Annotated in this window: 16 protein-coding genes; 7 read left to right on the top strand and 9 right to left on the bottom strand. The window is 70.8% G+C overall.

What is annotated here, in order from left to right; translation table 11 throughout:
- Positions 1 to 212: 212 nt before the first annotated feature.
- Complete coding sequence (locus U9R90_RS22900; protein ID WP_411058536.1) at positions 213 to 848, bottom strand: TetR/AcrR family transcriptional regulator; 636 nt, start codon at positions 846 to 848, stop codon at positions 213 to 215.
- 93 nt (positions 849 to 941) lie between these two features.
- On the opposite strand from U9R90_RS22900, the gene U9R90_RS22895 reads away from it, so the two are divergent.
- The 3 genes from U9R90_RS22895 (at position 942) to U9R90_RS22885 (ending at position 3,130) form a co-directional block, all read left to right on the top strand.
- Positions 942 to 2,096: an acyl-CoA dehydrogenase family protein gene (locus U9R90_RS22895; protein ID WP_411058535.1), complete on the top strand. Its 1,155-nt coding sequence runs from the start codon at positions 942 to 944 to the stop codon at positions 2,094 to 2,096.
- Between the two features lie 60 nt (positions 2,097 to 2,156).
- Entirely contained in the window at positions 2,157 to 2,444 is a 288-nt protein-coding gene (locus U9R90_RS22890; protein ID WP_411058534.1) for a YiaA/YiaB family inner membrane protein, read from the top strand.
- 65 nt (positions 2,445 to 2,509) lie between these two features.
- Positions 2,510 to 3,130, top strand: coding sequence for a TetR/AcrR family transcriptional regulator (locus U9R90_RS22885; RefSeq protein WP_411058532.1), 621 nt, complete (start codon positions 2,510 to 2,512; stop codon positions 3,128 to 3,130).
- A 12-nt stretch (positions 3,131 to 3,142) separates the two neighbouring features.
- Here U9R90_RS22885 and U9R90_RS22880 read toward each other — a convergent pair whose 3' ends face one another.
- A complete protein-coding gene (locus U9R90_RS22880) occupies positions 3,143 to 3,607 on the bottom strand; it encodes a MaoC family dehydratase (RefSeq protein WP_411058531.1) in 465 nt (154 codons plus the stop codon).
- Between the two features lie 90 nt (positions 3,608 to 3,697).
- On the opposite strand from U9R90_RS22880, the gene soxR reads away from it, so the two are divergent.
- Both soxR and U9R90_RS22870 read left to right on the top strand, forming a co-directional pair.
- The gene (soxR, locus tag U9R90_RS22875; protein ID WP_411058530.1) at positions 3,698 to 4,159 is read left to right on the top strand and encodes a redox-sensitive transcriptional activator SoxR; all 462 of its coding nucleotides are present in this window, start codon (positions 3,698 to 3,700) and stop codon (positions 4,157 to 4,159) included.
- 94 nt (positions 4,160 to 4,253) lie between these two features.
- Entirely contained in the window at positions 4,254 to 4,772 is a 519-nt protein-coding gene (locus U9R90_RS22870) for a hypothetical protein (RefSeq protein ID WP_411058529.1), read from the top strand.
- 74 nt (positions 4,773 to 4,846) lie between these two features.
- On the opposite strand, the gene U9R90_RS22865 is transcribed toward U9R90_RS22870, so the two are convergent.
- Positions 4,847 to 5,449, bottom strand: coding sequence for a hypothetical protein (locus U9R90_RS22865; protein WP_411058528.1), 603 nt, complete (start codon positions 5,447 to 5,449; stop codon positions 4,847 to 4,849).
- A gap of 173 nt (positions 5,450 to 5,622) precedes the next feature.
- Entirely contained in the window at positions 5,623 to 6,951 is a 1,329-nt protein-coding gene (locus U9R90_RS22860; RefSeq protein WP_411058527.1) for a serine-threonine protein kinase, read from the bottom strand.
- 222 nt (positions 6,952 to 7,173) lie between these two features.
- Here U9R90_RS22860 and U9R90_RS22855 point away from each other — a divergent pair, with 222 nt between their 5' ends.
- Both U9R90_RS22855 and U9R90_RS22850 read left to right on the top strand, forming a co-directional pair.
- Positions 7,174 to 7,938: an SDR family oxidoreductase gene (locus U9R90_RS22855; protein ID WP_411058526.1), complete on the top strand. Its 765-nt coding sequence runs from the start codon at positions 7,174 to 7,176 to the stop codon at positions 7,936 to 7,938.
- Between the two features lie 87 nt (positions 7,939 to 8,025).
- Positions 8,026 to 8,670, top strand: coding sequence for a TetR/AcrR family transcriptional regulator (locus tag U9R90_RS22850; protein ID WP_411058525.1), 645 nt, complete (start codon positions 8,026 to 8,028; stop codon positions 8,668 to 8,670).
- Between the two features lie 10 nt (positions 8,671 to 8,680).
- Here U9R90_RS22850 and U9R90_RS22845 read toward each other — a convergent pair whose 3' ends face one another.
- The 5 genes from U9R90_RS22845 to U9R90_RS22825 form a co-directional block, all read right to left on the bottom strand.
- Positions 8,681 to 9,913 (bottom strand): acyl-CoA dehydrogenase family protein, encoded by a 1,233-nt coding sequence (locus U9R90_RS22845; protein ID WP_411058524.1) that lies wholly within the window; start codon positions 9,911 to 9,913, stop codon positions 8,681 to 8,683.
- 6 nt (positions 9,914 to 9,919) lie between these two features.
- Positions 9,920 to 10,942, bottom strand: coding sequence for a phosphotransferase family protein (locus U9R90_RS22840; protein WP_411058523.1), 1,023 nt, complete (start codon positions 10,940 to 10,942; stop codon positions 9,920 to 9,922).
- A gap of 187 nt (positions 10,943 to 11,129) precedes the next feature.
- Positions 11,130 to 11,426: a hypothetical protein gene (locus U9R90_RS22835; protein WP_411058522.1), complete on the bottom strand. Its 297-nt coding sequence runs from the start codon at positions 11,424 to 11,426 to the stop codon at positions 11,130 to 11,132.
- Between the two features lie 107 nt (positions 11,427 to 11,533).
- Complete coding sequence (locus U9R90_RS22830) at positions 11,534 to 11,875, bottom strand: DUF202 domain-containing protein (protein WP_411058521.1); 342 nt, start codon at positions 11,873 to 11,875, stop codon at positions 11,534 to 11,536.
- Positions 11,872 to 12,264 (bottom strand): YidH family protein, encoded by a 393-nt coding sequence (locus U9R90_RS22825; RefSeq protein WP_411058520.1) that lies wholly within the window; start codon positions 12,262 to 12,264, stop codon positions 11,872 to 11,874. The genes U9R90_RS22830 and U9R90_RS22825 overlap by 4 nt, the downstream gene beginning before the upstream one ends.
- Positions 12,265 to 12,269 lie beyond the last annotated feature (5 nt).

Raw genomic sequence — 12,269 nt, 5'->3', positions numbered from 1 at the left:
CGCGGGAGGCGGCGAGTCGACAGGGCGAGGCGAGTCGCCAGGGCGAGGCGAGTCGGTAGGAGGCGAAGCGTCGGCAGGACGCGAAGGGTCGGCTATGTGCGAGGAGTTGGCGGTGCGCGGCGTTTCGGACAGTGGCGTGTCGGACATGCGGGGAACCCTAGGCGCGCAACAGTTCGGCGCCCACCGAAATATCGGCGACCCCACGCCGCGGCTCAGCCCTCAAGCGCCAGGTACTGCTGCTCAAGCCCGTCGAGCAGCGCCCGCAGCCCCGTCTCGAAGGCCCGCTCGTCGATCGTGTCCTGACGCTCCGCCAGCAGATGCGCCTGCCCGAGGTGCGGATAGTCCGCGGGGTCGTACGCGGCCGCGTCGTCCACGAAGCCGCCCGCGAACGAGCCGAGCGCCGAGCCCATGATGAAGTACCGCATCAGCGCGCCGATCGAGGTGGCCTGCGCGGCCGGCCAGCCCGCGGCCGTCATCGCCCCGTACACCGCGTCCGCGAGCCGCAGCCCGCTGGGCCGGCGGCCGGGCCCCTGCGCGAGCACGGGCACGATGTTGGGGTGCTCGGTCAGCGCCGCCCGGTAGGAGAGCGCCCAGTCGTGCAGCGCGGTGCGCCAAGGCCGCCCGTCCTCGAACATCGACAGGTCGACCTGGGCGCTGACCGAGTCCGCGACCGCCTCCAGGATCTCGTCCTTCGTACGGAAGTGGTTGTAGAGCGACGGCCCGCTGACCCCGAGTTCGGCGGCCAGGCGCCGCGTGGAGACGGCGGCCAGGCCCTCCGCGTCGACCAGTGCGCACGCCGCGACGACGATGCGTTCTCTGCTGAGGAGGGGCTTGCGCGGTCGGGCCATGCGGCTCATAGTAGGCCCTGCCACCGCTAAACTAGCGGTGCTAATTAAAGCCTGGTGGACGTGCGCACGCCCGAGCGACGAGGAGCGCCGCAGATGAACCTGGAATTGACCGAGGAGCAGACCGCGGTCCGGCAGCTCGCGCGGGACTTCGTCGCGCGCGAGATCGCCCCGCACGTCGTCGAGTGGGACCGGGCCGAGAGCGTGGACCGGTCGATCGTGAGGAAACTCGGCGAGGTCGGGTTCCTCGGGCTGACCATCGACGAGGAGTACGGCGGCAGCGGCGGCGACCATCTCACGTACTGCCTGGTGACCGAGGAGCTGGGCCGCGGCGACTCCTCGGTGCGCGGCATCGTCTCGGTCTCGCTCGGGCTGGTCGCCAAGACGATCGCGGCCTGGGGCGACGAGGAGCAGCGGAGTCAGTGGCTGCCCGGCCTCACCTCGGGCGCGTCCATCGGATGCTTCGGCCTCACCGAACCGGGCACAGGGTCGGACGCGGGCAACCTCACCACCAGGGCCGTGCCCGACGGAGGCGGTGGCTACGTCCTCAACGGCACCAAGATGTTCATCACCAACGGCACCTGGGCCGACGTCGTGCTGCTCTTCGCGCGCACCAACAACACGCCAGGACACCAGGGCATCTCCGCCTTCCTGATCCCGACCGACACGCCCGGACTCAGCCGCCGCACCGTGCACGGCAAGCTCGGCCTGCGCGGCCAGGCCACCGCCGAGCTGGTGCTGGAGGACATCCGGGTGCCCGCGAGCGCGATGCTGGGCCCGGAGGGCAAGGGCTTCTCGGTGGCCATGTCGGCGCTCGCCAAGGGCCGGATGTCGGTCGCCGCGGGCTGTGTCGGCATCGCCCAGGCAGCCCTGGACGCGGCAGTCACATACGCGACCGAGCGCGAGCAGTTCGGCAAGCCCATCGCCCGGCACCAGCTCGTCCAGGAGCTGATCAGCGACATCGCGGTGGATGTGGACGCCGCCCGGCTGCTCACCTGGCGGGTCGCCGACCTGATCGACCGCGGGCAGCCCTTCGCCACCCAGTCCTCCCAGGCGAAGCTCTTCGCGTCGGAGGCCGCGGTACGGGCCGCCAACAACGCCCTTCAGGTCTTTGGCGGCTACGGCTACATCGACGAGTACCCGGTGGGCAAACTCCTACGCGACGCGCGCGTGATGACCCTCTACGAGGGCACCAGCCAGATCCAGAAGCTGGTCATCGGCCGTGCCCTGACCGGGGTTTCGGCCTTCTGAGTACGTGCCTGAGTACGAGGGCGGATACCCCGGGCGCCCCGCGCCCCCGATCCTGACGCCATGACAGACGCACCCATCAAGCAGCAGGACACCAACGCGTACTACGGCATGGCCGTCGCCTCCTTCATGATCTCGCTGGGAGCGGTGACCGCCGCGGTCCTCTATATGGACGTCGACGTCTGGGTACGTGCCTTCCTGGGCATCGCCCTGCTCTATCTCGTCACGTCCTCCTTCACTCTCGCCAAGGTGATCAGGGACCGGCAGGAGGTCGGGCAGATCGTAAGCAGGGTGGATCAGGCCAGGCTGGACAAGATCCTGGCCGAACACGACCCGTTCAAGACCCCCTAAGCGCTTGCTCACCGTCAGGGTATGGTTCTCTCCTGCCAGCAGCACGGTGGAAGGGGTCAGTGGCGATGAGCACGGTGGAGCGCACGGAAGGTGCGGCGTGGGACGAGGTCACGCCGGACGCGGCCAGGCGGCTGCTCGTCGCGGCGGTCGAGGCCTTCGCCGAGCGCGGCTATCACGCGACCACCACCCGGGACATCGCGGGCCGCGCGGGGATGAGTCCGGCCGCGCTCTACATCCACTACAAGACCAAGGAAGAGCTGCTCCACCGGATCAGCGCGATCGGCCACGGCAAGGCGCTGCGCATCCTGGAGTCGGCCGCCGACGGTACGGGCACCGCGGCCGAGCGGCTCGTGGAAGCCGTACGCACCTTCGTGATCTGGCATGCCGGGCACCACATGACGGCCCGCGTGGTGCAGTACGAGCTCGACGCGCTCGCCACCGAGCATCGCGCCGAGATCCTCCAGCTGCGGCGCAGGTGCGACGCGGCGGTACGGCGCATCCTGGTCGACGGTGTCGAGGCGGGGGAGTTCGACGTGCCGGACGTCTCCGGCACCACGCTGGCCGTACTGTCGCTCTGTATCGACGTGGCGCGCTGGTTCAACGTGGCGGGGCGCCGGACGCCCGACGAGGTCGGCGCGCTCTACGCCGACCTCGTGCTCCGTATGGTCGGAGCCGGACAGAAGTAGTACCGAAGCGCGTCAGAAGTAGAAGCGGGACACCGACTCCGCGACACAGGCGGGCTTCTCGCCGCCCTCGCGCTCAACGGTGACCGCCGTGGTCAGCTGCACCCCGCCGTCGGAGGTCCGGGCGACCTCCTTGATGACGCCCGTGGCGCGCAGCCGTGAGCCGACCGGCACGGGCGAGGGGAAGCGGACCTTGTTGGTGCCGTAGTTGAGGCCCATCCTGACGCCCTCGACCCGCACGATCTGCGGCACCAGCGTGGGCAGCAGCGACAGCGTCAGATAGCCATGCGCGATGGTCGTACCGAAGGGCCCCTGGGCGGCCTTCTCGGGGTCCACGTGAATCCACTGGTGGTCGCCCGTGGCCTCGGCGAACAAATCGACCCGCTTCTGGTCGATCTCCAGCCAGTCGCTGGTACCCAGCCGCTCGCCCACCGCCGCCTCGAGCTCGTCCGCCGACGTGAAGATCCTTGGCTCCGCCATGTCCCATGCCTCCAGGGTCTACGTTTCTAAGCGCTTGCTCAGCATGCGGGGACCTCGTGCCCCTGTCAACGCACCAGTAGGCTCGATGGAGTGCCGCAGATTCCAGAGAAGATCCACGAACTCACCGTCGGCCAGCTGTCCGCGCGCAGCGGTGCCGCCGTGTCCGCCCTGCACTTCTACGAGTCCAAGGGGCTCATCAGCAGTCGCCGCACCACGGGCAACCAGCGCCGCTATGGCCGGGACGCGCTGCGCCGCGTCGCGTTCGTCCGCGCGGCGCAGCGCGTCGGCATCCCGCTGGCCACGATCCGGGACGCGCTCGCCGAACTCCCCGAGGAGCGCACCCCGAACCGCGACGACTGGGCGCGCCTCTCGGAGACCTGGCGCTCGGAACTGGACGAGCGCATCAAGCAACTCGGCCGCCTGCGCGACCATCTGACGGACTGCATCGGCTGCGGCTGTCTGTCGTTGGAGACCTGTGTGCTCTCCAACCCGGACGATGTCTTCGGCGAGAAGCAGTCGGGCTCGCGGCTCTTGTCGGACCGCCGGAGCTAGACCGGCGAGTCACCACACGAAGTACCTGGTGACCGACCCTGGCGAACAAGCCGGAGAACTGCTTCCCTACCGAAGTAGGTAGGAGGAGGGACCGATGGCAGTCGCCGTCTGCTCGCTGTTGTGGGACGCCACACGGTTCGGGCCGCAGAAGATCACGTACGACAGCGACGGATACCACCTGGTGCGCTTCCCGTACGAGGAGAGCGCCGAGAGCTACGACCCGTGGCAGATGCACGCCCCGGCCCACGGCGGCGACACGCTCTCAAGGTTTCCCGACCCGCGCTCCGGGCTGATCTGGCCCAGCCACGAGGGCTGGGGCGTGCTGTCCGCGCTGATGTTCTGGCGGCCCGACTCAAGGCCGCACGAGTACCGGTGGCGGTTCGTGCGCGACCCGCTTTCGCTGAGCACCGGCTACGACTCGACGGCGACGACGGACTCGACGGAGACCGGCGGTGGCCAGTACCGCTCGTACGTCTGGCAGATCTTCGTCAGGCCGGGGACACCACTGGGGCTGAAGATCTCCGCACGCGGCAGAGGCGACACGAAGATCGCGGCTCCGCTGATGCACGCCCAGTTCAAACTCGCGATCCACACGGACGTGTTGACGCCCTGATCCATGTGCACGGGGGTGCGGTACAAGACCCGGTACCCGGTACACCCGGTGTGCCCGGCGCACCCCCGCCTCGTTCACACCGCCAGAAGCGCCCTCCCCTGGCGGACCCGCGCCAGGGCCCCGGGCGCGAGAACGGGCTGCGGCACGACGATGCCACAGCCCGTGCAGAGCGGACCCGACCACGGCTCGTGCGACAGATCCTGCTTCCAGACGATGTCCGGGGACGTGCAGACCGGGCAGACCGTGCCCGGCTCCCGCTCGAGCGCCGCGATCAGTCTGCGCAGCACCTCGTCCAGCGGTTCGGCGGGACGCGTCCCGGGGTCCTCGCACCAGGCGACCCCGTGGCCGCCCCAGGTGCGCCGGTGCCAGCAGTCCACGTCGGAGGGTCTGCGCAACCCGTCGTGCTTCTCCTGCCTGCGCCGCTCGGCGAACTCTTCCTGGTACGCGAGCCACACCGCACGCGCGGCCTCCAGCTCGTCGAGCGCGGCCACCAGTCGCGCCGGGTCGGGGGAGCGGTCCTCGGGTCCGAACCCGGCCCGGGCACACAAGTGGGCCCAGGTCGCCCGGTGCCCATAGGGGGCGAACCGCTCCAGGCACTTGCGCAGCGAATACCGCCGCAGCGCCAGGTCGTTGCGGGGGTCCCGCACCTGTCTCGCGAGGCTTCGGAAACCGGCCATCGCATCGCACCTCCGTCGCTGGTACTTCGGCGTCGGCGAACAGACGTCGGCGTATAGACGTAGCGACTCGCGAATCGGCTCCATCCGATTTTCGATGGCATCCATCAGCCGTGCCTACGAGGCCCACCACCAGCCCACCACCAGCCCTCGGCCAGCCCTCGGCCAGCACCCGCTCAGGAGGCCGACCGCACCCGGCCCGCTGCCAGCACCACCCGCGCCAGCTCCCCGTGCAGGATGTCGCTGTGCGCACCGGCCGGCGGGCCGCCCCTGCGCACCACCTGGGCCGCGTCGACGTTCACACAGCCCGACGCCGGGAGCCCGCCGCGCAGCGCGTTCTTGAGCGTGAGCCGTTTGGTGCCGGGCACCGCCTGGATGCCGTCGTGGCCCATCGCCCCCCACCTGCGGTCGAAGCCCAGCAGCCCCGACGAGTCGCCGGCCATCCGGGAGGCCAGCGGATACAGCAACCTCAGCGCCGTGTCGTGCCGGGAGTAGCAGCACACCACAGGCCCGGCGACCCGCTTCTGCTGCCCGCGCAGCACCCCGCCGCTGCCCTTCTTGTGCGGCAGGCTCGTGGTGAACGCGTAGTGCGAGAAGGCCGCTTGGAGGAGGGTCACGGAGGTCACGGTGCGTACGTCGGCGGGGAGGCCGCGCAGCGCGAAGGAGACCAGGCGGCCACCGAAGCTGTGCCCGACGAGGTGGACGCGTACCTCGGGCGCCTGCCGGGCGAGGTGGCCGAGGGCGGGTCCGAGGCCTCGCTGCCCGACGGTGCCCGCCCGCCGCTTCATCGTGTAGTAGGTGCCCTGGCGCAGCAGTTCACGCGCGCCGTTCCACCACCGGCGCCCGGGCCGCGGGATGCGGAGTCCCGCACCGTTCTGTGGGAGCTGGGCGTCGGCGGACTCGTCGAGCAGATCGGCGAAGGCCCGGCACACGGCGAGCGTGTCGTCGGCGAGTATCGCGGGCAGGCCCTCCAGTTCCTCGTCCAGGTCCGCGGTGAAGTGACCTCCGCCCTCATCCCGCGCCCCGTCCTCGGTCAGCCGGCGCACCAGCCGCCCGAACTCGTCGAAGGCGCTCTCGTCGTCCGGCTGCTCCGCGAGAAGGTGGGCCAGCCGTTCGATGACCTGTCCACGGTCGGGGAAGACCTCGTTCAGCGCCCGCAGCGTGTCGCTGTCGAGGCCCACGGAAGCCGCCGCGGCCGCCACCACGCCCGCCGCGTCGAAGTCGGGGATCGGCTCGTCGGTGAACCGCATCGAGGGCCACAGCACGCCCACGTACCCGAGCCGGGCGCCGGGCGCCAGCTCGGGGAACGGGGCGAAGAACCTCTCGTACAGCCGACTCGCCATGGAATGGTCGTTGTTCCAGCCGTGCGCGAACACCACCAGGTCCGTGACGTCGTGCTCCCGCACCCGCTCGGTGAGGCGGTCGCGTTGCCGGATGTCCGGGTCCCCGTCCGCGTCGAAGGTCAGTTCCCCGTACGGAGTGACGCCTGAGCCCGCCATGGCCATCCCCCTTTTTCCGGCCAGTGTGCTGCGCATCATCGCGCCGCTGACCAGGGGTGGCCATACCTCGCGGCCGGATTGACCACAACCTCTCTCGGGAGTGCGGTCCCGGTGCGCACCGGACCTTGCGCGTCCCGCGTGGTGTCGGGCCACCCCTTCCCACCGGGCATACCGACTGGTTAGTCTGCTCGCGCAGCCGGGTAGCGGCGGCCGAGGCGAAGGGGATCGATGGTGGACAGCGTGCAGGGCCAGGGAGTAGTCGTCACCGGGGCCGGTGGCGGGATCGGCGCGGCGCTGGCGCGCCGGTTCGCTGCGGAAGGGGCCCGCGTCGTCGTCAACGACCTGGACGCCGCCAAGGCGCGGGCGGTCGCCGACGAGTTCGGCGGCACAGCCGTGCCCGGCGACGCGTCGGAGATCATCGAGCAGGCCAGGGACGCGCTCGGCGGCACGGTCGACGTCTACTGCGCCAACGCCGGACTCGCGTCGGGCGGCACCGAGGACGCCGACGAACAGGTCTGGGCCGCCGCCTGGGACGTGAACGTCATGGCCCACGTCCGCGCGGCCCGCGCACTGCTCCCCGGCTGGCTGGAGCGCGGCGAAGGCCGCTTCGTCTCCACGGTCTCCGCGGCCGGGCTGCTCACCATGGTCGGCGCCGCACCGTACAGCGTGTCCAAGCACGGCGCGTACGCCTTCGCCGAGTGGCTCTCGCTGACCTACCGCCACCGCGGGCTCAAGGTGCACGCGATCTGCCCGCAGGGCGTACGGACCGACATGCTGACCGCCGCGGGCACGGCCGGGGAGCTGGTGCTCGCGCCCACCGCGATCGAACCGGAGGACGTCGCCGACGCGCTCTTCACGGGCATGGCCGATGACCGCTTCCTGATCCTGCCGCACCCCGAGGTCGCCGAGTACTACCGGGCGCGCGCGAGCGAGCCCGACCGCTGGCTGGGCAGCATGAACCAGATCCAGCAGAAGTGGGAAGCGGGCAGCTAGGCCCCGCCCTGCGGCGGACCACGGACGTGTGACGCCTGGTTCCGGCCACCGTGGGAAGATCCTCCGGCGGGAACTGCGCTCCCGCGTATGGCTCGGCAGGTGACGAGCGCGAACAGTGACGAAAGGCAGGTGGCGGCAGTGCCAAGAACGACGGACCCCGGCGGCACGACGGTTCCGCAGCGACTCCTGGCCGCCGCCACCCGGCTCTTCGCCGACCAGGGCTACGACCGCACCTCCGTACAGGAGATCGTCGAGGCGGCGGGCGTCACCAAGGGCGCCCTCTACCACTACTTCGGCTCCAAGGAGGACCTGCTGCACGAGGTGTACGCGCGCGTGCTGCGCCTCCAGCAGGAGCGCCTGGACGCCTTCGCCCAGGCGGACGAGCCGGTCGAGAAGCGGCTGCGCGACGCGGCCGCCGACGTCGTGGTCACCACCATCGACAACCTCGACGACGCCGCGATCTTCTTCCGCTCCATGCACCACCTCAGCCCGGAGAAGAACAAGCAGGTGCGCGCCGAGCGGCGGCGCTACCACGAACGGTTCCGCGCCCTGATCGAGGAGGGCCAGGAGAGCGGAGTGCTCTCCCGGGCCACCCCGGCCGACCTGGTGGTCGACTACCACTTCGGCTCGGTGCACCACCTGTCGACCTGGTACCGACCGGACGGCCCGCTCTCCCCGCAGGAGGTCGCCGACCACCTCGCCGACCTCCTGCTGCGGGCCCTGCGCCCGTAAGGACCGGCGCTCACAGGTACTTCTTCAGCTCCCGGCGCGCCAACGACCGCTGGTGGACTTCGTCCGGGCCGTCCGCCAGCATCAGCGTCCGCGCCCCCGCCCAGAGTTCGGCCAGCGGGAAGTCCTGGCTCACGCCGCCCGCGCCGTGCAGCTGCACCGCGCGGTCGATGATGTCCACGACCGTGCGCGGGGTCGCGATCTTGATGGACTGGATCTCGGTGTGCGCGCCCTTGTTGCCGACCGTGTCCATCAGCCAGGCGGTCTTGAGCACCAGCAGCCGCAGCTGCTCGACGGCGACCCGGGCGTCGGCGATCCACTGCTGGACCGCGCCCTGCTGGGCGAGCGGCTTGCCGAAGGCCGTACGGGACACCGCCCGCCGGCACATCAGCTCGATCGCGCGCTCGGCCATACCGATCAGCCGCATGCAGTGGTGGATACGGCCGGGGCCGAGCCGCGCCTGGGCGATGGCGAAGCCGCCGCCCTCCTCGCCGATCAGGTTGGTCACCGGCACCCGCACCTGGTCGAAGACCACCTCGGCGTGGCCGCCGTGCCAGTGGTCCTCGTAGCCGTACACCCGCATGGCGCGCCGGACTTCGAGCCCGGGCGTGTCGCGCGGGACCAGCACCATGGACTGCTGGCGCCGGACGTCGGAGCCGTCCGGGTCGGTCTTGCCCATCACGATGAAGATCTTGCAGTCCGGGTTCATCGCCCCGGAGATGTACCACTTGCGGCCCGTGATGACGTACTCGTCCCCGGACCGCTCGATCCGCGTCTCGATGTTCGTCGCGTCGGACGAGGCCACCTCGGGCTCGGTCATCGCGAACGCCGACCGGATCTCGCCCGCGAGCAACGGCTCCAGCCACTGCTTCTGCTGCTGCTCGCTGCCGAACTGCGCGAGCACCTCCATGTTCCCGGTGTCCGGGGCGGCGCAGTTCAGCGCCGTGGGCGCCAGTTGCGGGCTGCGTCCGGTGATCTCGGCGAGCGGGGCGTACTGGAGGTTGGTGAGCCCGGCGCCGTGTTCGGCATCGGGAAGGCTGTGCTGGTCTACAAAGAAAAGGTTCCACAGGCCCTGCCTGCGGGCCTCGGCCTTGAGGTCCTCGACGATCTGCGGGGTGTCCCAGGGCGAGTCCAGCTCGGCCCGCTGCCGCTCGGCGACGTCCTGCGCCGGGTAGACGTGCTCGTCCATGAAGGCGAGCAGCCGGGTGCGCAGTTCCTCGGTCCGTGCGTCGAATGCGAAGTCCATGAGGGGTCAGCCTTCCTGGAGGGTGGTCAGGCCGTGGTCGATGAAGACGGGGACCAGTTCGCCGATACGGTCGAAACCGGCGCCGACCGTCTGGCCGAGCGTGTAGCGGTAGTGGATGCCCTCAAGGATCACGGCGAGCTTGAACCAGGCGAACGCCGTGTACCAGGAGACGGCCGAGACATCCCGCCCCGACAGCGCGGCGTACCGCTCGACGAGCTCACGCGGATCCGGGTGGCCGGGTGCCGAACTGGTCGTGCTGATCGGAGAGTTGGGCAGCTCCAGCGGCTGGCTGTACATCACGAGCAGCCCGAGGTCGGTCAGCGGGTCGCCGAGCGTGGACATCTCCCAGTCGAGTACCGCCTTGATCCGGTCGTCCTCGCCCAGCAGGACGTTGTCCAGTCGGTAGTCACCGTGCACGATCGCGGGCGCGGGGGAGTGCGGCAGCTCGCGGCCGAGCGCGGCGTGCAGCTCGTCGATCCCGGCCAGCTCGCGGCCCCGCGAGGCGTCCAGCTGCTTGCCCCAGCGCCGTAGCTGCCGGTCCAGAAAGCCCTCGGGCCGCCCGAAGTCCGCGAGGCCGACCTCGGCGGGGTCGACCGCGTGCAGGTCGACCAGCGTGTCCACCAGGGCGAGCACCGCGTCCCTGGTGCGCTCGGGGCCGATCGCCGCGAGCTCGGGCGAGGTGCGGTACGGCGTGCCGTCCACGAACTCCATGACGTAGAACGGCGCCCCGAGCACCGCGTCGTCCTCGCACAGCAGCAGCGGCCGGGGCACCGGCACCGCTGTCGGGTGCAGTGCGTCGATCACCCGGTGCTCGCGCTTCATGTCGTGCGCGGTGGCCAGTACGTGCCCCAGTGGCGGCCTGCGCACCACCCAGCGGGAGGTGCCGTCGGACACGGCGTAGGTGAGGTTCGACCGGCCGCCCTCGATCCGCCGCCCGGTGAGCGGTCCGTGCACCAGGCCGGGCCGCTCCTGGTCGAGGTGGCCGCGCAGCCGGTCGAGATCGAGGCCCGGGGGCTGGTCTGAGCTCATGCGTTCGCTCCTCCTGTTGGACTCTGAGGAGCATCATGCCGACCAGTCGGTATGGGCGTCCAGTGGGAGCCCGAAAATGATCGGGACATGACGATCCCCCGAACCCAGGGGACCGGCGGTCAGATCCTGCCAGTCGGCGGTGTCCGGGGGAAGGTGCGGGCGGTCGCGGGCGGCCGTGGGCGGCCGGTCAGTGGTCGTCCCAGTGCCCGTCGTGCGCCGCGTGCCGATGGCCCTCGTGCAGGTAGTCGACGTGGTCCCCGTGGGGTACGGCGTCATGGCCGCAGCCCTCGCCGTGCTGGTGCGGGTGCGCCTCGTGCGCGACATGCCCGCCCGGCTCGCACTCGTCCCAGTGGCCGGAGTGCTGCCGGTGCAGATGCCCGTCGTGCGCGTAGTCGACGTGGTCGCCGTGCGGCACCTCCGGGTGCCCGCACGCGGGGCCGTGGGCGTGCTCGTGGGCGGGGTGCTCCTGGTGGAGGGTGGTCATGGCGGTCACCTTCGCGATTCCGGGATGGGCCTCGGGGCGGGCTTACCGTTCCAGGCTAGCCGGATCTGCCCGATTGGTCAGAGAGGTCCGACTATGTCGTACGTTGCCTAGTTGACGATCGTCAGGGCGAAGGCCGCCAGGGCCAGGGCACAGCCGACCGCGGCCAGCGCCTCCCGCCGTCTCAGGGTGCGCGGGCGGGCGACGGCGAGCGTAGTGATGCGGAAGTGGGCCAGAGCGAGAAAGGCGAGCCAGGTCAGCAGGATGGCCGCCAGGGCGAGCAGACCGGCCGGGGTGCCCCCGTGGCGCAGGGACGCCCTGGCGCCCAGGGTCGCGGCCACGGTGCAGGTGAGCGTGGTGCGCCGCCAGGCCAGCCGGGTGCGCTCCGGCTGTAGTCCGGCATCCCGCTCGGGGTCCGGCAGGGGCGCCTGCCGGGGCACCTGGTCGGTCACCCGACCCACCCGGCGAGCACGGCCGCCGTCATCAGAAGCGCGACCAGGCCGACCGCGAGGCTCAGCAGAGCGGGAAAGCGCGAGGCCGGCAGATCCTCGCCGCGCCGCATCGCCAGCTCGCAGCGCACCCAGTGATTGACCGCGCGCAACGCGCACAGGGCACCGAACGCCAGCAGCGAGACCGCGAGGCCGACCCGCCAGCCCCACCGCAGGTCCGGCAGGAACTGGTCCACGGCGAAGCCACCCGCCACCAGCGCCATGGACGTACGGACCCAGGCCAGGAAGGTGCGTTCATTGGCGAGCGAGAAGCGGTAGTCAGGAGTCTCGCCCTCCTCGCGGATCCGCCGTGGGGAGAACCACAGCCGGAGCGATGCCAGGAAGTCGATCACCCTTC

The sequence above is a fragment of the Streptomyces sp. E11-3 genome (assembly GCF_046540415.1).
Classification (GTDB): Bacteria; Actinomycetota; Actinomycetes; order Streptomycetales; family Streptomycetaceae; genus Streptomyces.
This window is presented reverse-complemented; position numbering and strand designations above follow the sequence as displayed.

Bases quoted from the DNA above. Each gene is read 5' to 3' on its own strand.
- U9R90_RS22900 (WP_411058536.1), bottom strand. From the start codon at position 848: ATGGCCCGACCGCGCAAGCCCCTCCTCAGCAGAGAACGCATCGTCGTC.
- U9R90_RS22895 (WP_411058535.1), top strand. From the start codon at position 942: ATGAACCTGGAATTGACCGAGGAGCAGACCGCGGTCCGGCAGCTCGCG.
- U9R90_RS22890 (WP_411058534.1), top strand. From the start codon at position 2,157: ATGACAGACGCACCCATCAAGCAGCAGGACACCAACGCGTACTACGGC.
- U9R90_RS22885 (WP_411058532.1), top strand. From the start codon at position 2,510: ATGAGCACGGTGGAGCGCACGGAAGGTGCGGCGTGGGACGAGGTCACG.
- U9R90_RS22880 (WP_411058531.1), bottom strand. From the start codon at position 3,607: ATGGCGGAGCCAAGGATCTTCACGTCGGCGGACGAGCTCGAGGCGGCG.
- U9R90_RS22870 (WP_411058529.1), top strand. From the start codon at position 4,254: ATGGCAGTCGCCGTCTGCTCGCTGTTGTGGGACGCCACACGGTTCGGG.
- U9R90_RS22865 (WP_411058528.1), bottom strand. From the start codon at position 5,449: ATGGCCGGTTTCCGAAGCCTCGCGAGACAGGTGCGGGACCCCCGCAAC.
- U9R90_RS22860 (WP_411058527.1), bottom strand. From the start codon at position 6,951: ATGGCCATGGCGGGCTCAGGCGTCACTCCGTACGGGGAACTGACCTTC.
- U9R90_RS22855 (WP_411058526.1), top strand. From the start codon at position 7,174: ATGGTGGACAGCGTGCAGGGCCAGGGAGTAGTCGTCACCGGGGCCGGT.
- U9R90_RS22850 (WP_411058525.1), top strand. From the start codon at position 8,026: ATGGCTCGGCAGGTGACGAGCGCGAACAGTGACGAAAGGCAGGTGGCG.
- U9R90_RS22845 (WP_411058524.1), bottom strand. From the start codon at position 9,913: ATGGACTTCGCATTCGACGCACGGACCGAGGAACTGCGCACCCGGCTG.
- U9R90_RS22840 (WP_411058523.1), bottom strand. From the start codon at position 10,942: ATGAGCTCAGACCAGCCCCCGGGCCTCGATCTCGACCGGCTGCGCGGC.
- U9R90_RS22835 (WP_411058522.1), bottom strand. From the start codon at position 11,426: ATGACCACCCTCCACCAGGAGCACCCCGCCCACGAGCACGCCCACGGC.